Source organism: Terrisporobacter muris, from assembly GCF_024621905.1.
Classification (GTDB): domain Bacteria; phylum Bacillota; class Clostridia; order Peptostreptococcales; family Peptostreptococcaceae; genus Terrisporobacter; species Terrisporobacter muris.
The window spans coordinates 1-2,411 of record NZ_JANKBY010000439.1 but is presented as its reverse complement, the minus strand read 5'-3'; the positions used below and the strand labels follow the sequence as shown (position 1 = coordinate 2,411).

3 protein-coding genes are annotated in these 2,411 nt (G+C 27.8%); all 3 read left to right on the top strand.

The genetic code is table 11. From position 1 onward, the window contains the following. Nucleotides 1-124 precede the first annotated feature (124 nt). The 3 genes from mltG (at nt 125) to NSA58_RS18910 (ending at nt 2,241) form a co-directional block, all read left to right on the top strand. Nucleotides 125-517 (top strand): endolytic transglycosylase MltG, encoded by a 393-nt coding sequence (gene mltG / locus NSA58_RS18920; protein WP_257560845.1) that lies wholly within the window; start codon nt 125-127, stop codon nt 515-517. Nucleotides 518-649: 132 nt separating this feature from the next. Continuing rightward, the gene (locus tag NSA58_RS18915) at nt 650-1,312 is read left to right on the top strand and encodes an O-methyltransferase (RefSeq protein WP_039679402.1); all 663 of its coding nucleotides are present in this window, start codon (nt 650-652) and stop codon (nt 1,310-1,312) included. After that, the gene (locus tag NSA58_RS18910; protein WP_039679403.1) at nt 1,312-2,241 is read left to right on the top strand and encodes a peptidase U32 family protein; all 930 of its coding nucleotides are present in this window, start codon (nt 1,312-1,314) and stop codon (nt 2,239-2,241) included. Before NSA58_RS18915 ends, NSA58_RS18910 begins: the two co-directional genes overlap by 1 nt. Nucleotides 2,242-2,411 lie beyond the last annotated feature (170 nt).

The window sequence follows — 2,411 nt, the reverse complement described above, 5'->3', positions numbered from 1 at the left end:
GTTGAAAGAATAATAGATCATATCAAAACGAATAAAGTTATGTATGCTAAATTAATATTTACAACTGCGTTAATGTTACATTTTAATATCAATTGCAATGCTAGTGGTTTTGAAGATAGTTTAGATAGAAAAGGAAGCTGTACTTGATGAAGATAGACCAATAATATCAAGTGTATTTTACAATAGGATAAAGATAGGCATGCCATTACAATCTGATGCAACAATTCAATATATTTTTAAGGAAAGAAAGAAAAGTATAACTTATAATGATTTAAAAATTGATTCTCCATATAATACCTATAAGGTTCAAGGATTACCGCCTACACCTATTGCTAATCCAGGTATAAAATCAATAGAAGCTGTTTTATACCCATCAAATACAGAATATTTATACTTCGTGGCAACCATAGAAGGTGGAAATACTTATAGTAAAACTTATGAAGAGCATGTAAAAAATGTGGAGCAATATAGAAAAGATAGAGAAGAGAGAAATAATAGTTACTCTACGGATAAATAGGGTAAGTATATTATTGATAGTTTTTTAATTGTAAAGATTTTATGTTTTTATGGATTATGTCTTAAAAATTTAAGATATAATCCTATTAATTTGAAAAGAGTAAATTAAGTGAGAAATTAAGGAGTGAAAGAATTGAGTAATATCGTAAATAATGAAGTTGAAAGATATATAAGAGAAACACTAAAAGATAAAGATGGTTTATTAAAAGAATTAGAAGAATATGCAGTGGAGTATAATGTTCCTATTGTGCACAAAGAAGTATCAGATTTATTAAAAGTTTTATTAAAAGTTCAAAAACCTAAAAGTATATTAGAAGTAGGTTGTGCAATTGGATATTCATCTATTTTATTTTCAACTTCTACAAATGGAGAAGCTAAAATAATAACAGTAGAGAGAAATGAAAAAATGATTGAACAAGCAAAGAAAAACTTTGAAAGATCAGGATTTGATAATAATATTACCTTATTAGAAGGGGATGCGGAAGAATTATTGAAAAATGTTGAAGGCGAATTTGATATGATTTTCTTAGATGCAGCGAAAGGTCAATATCAACTATTCTATGACTTAGTAATAGATAAGCTTAAAGTTGGTGGTCTTTTAATTTCAGATAATATTCTTTACAAAGGTATGATTGCTGATGATGCTCTTGTTATGAGAAGAAAAAAAACTATTGTAAAAAGAATGAGAAACTACTTAGACTATATATGTAACTGTAACTACTTAAGTACATCGCTAATACCTATAGGAGATGGAGTAGCGCTAAGTTACAAAGAAAAAGAAAGGGTTGAAGAATAATGTTAAACTTAGAATTATCATCTTTTGCCAAGGATTTACAAGGATTAAAAGGAGCTCTTGAAAGTGGAGCAGATTCTGTATATATAGGTGGACAAACTTTTGGAATGGATACTATTTCACATAAATTTTCTATGGAAGATTTACAAGAAGGTATAAACTTTGCTCATGAAAGAAATAAAAAGGTTTATGTAACTATATCATTATTACCACACAATAATGACTTTGTTAAATTAGAAGAATATTTATTAAAGCTAAATGAAATAAAAGTAGATGGTTTAATATTATGTGAGCCTGGTACTTTAGAAATAGTTAGAAGAGTAATACCTAATATGAAAGTTCATATGGGAATGCAAGCTAACATTTACAACTACGAGACAGCAAAATTTTATTATGATTTAGGTGTTCGAAGAGTTGTAATAGCTAAAGAATTGGCTCTTAAAGATATAATAGAAATAAGAAAAAATGCACCATTAGACTTAGAAATAGAAGCATTTATACATGGATCAATGGTAATGTCATATTCAGGAAGAAGATTATTATCAAATTATTTGAAAAGTAGAGATGCAGATAAATATGATGAAGAAAAGCACTATAACTTAGTAGAAGAAAAAAGACCTGGTCAATATTGCCCGATATATGAAGATGAGGGTGGAACAATTTTCTATGCTGCTAAGGATTTATGTATGATAGAATTTATTCCACACATGATTAAATCAGGTGTTACTACTTTAACTATAGAAGGAAATATGAAATCAAATAAATATACTGAAGAAGTAATAAAAGTATATAGGAAAGCTATTGATGAATTTATAAAAAGTCCAGATAACTGGGAATTTGATAAAAGTTGGCTAGAAGAATTACAAAATATAGATCATAGAGATCTAACGACTGGATTTTATTTAGAAGAAAATATAGATTATATAAAGTAATAATGTTAAAATGCACAGTTATAAAAATAAATGTGCATTTTTTATTGAAGGAAATTATATGTTATCTGTTTTATGGATAACATATAATCTCCAACCTAATGGGCGAAGCTGTTGGCGACATGAAGTGGAGAGCCCACGCAGTGGCTTAAGCGAAGTGAATTTTTTTATTT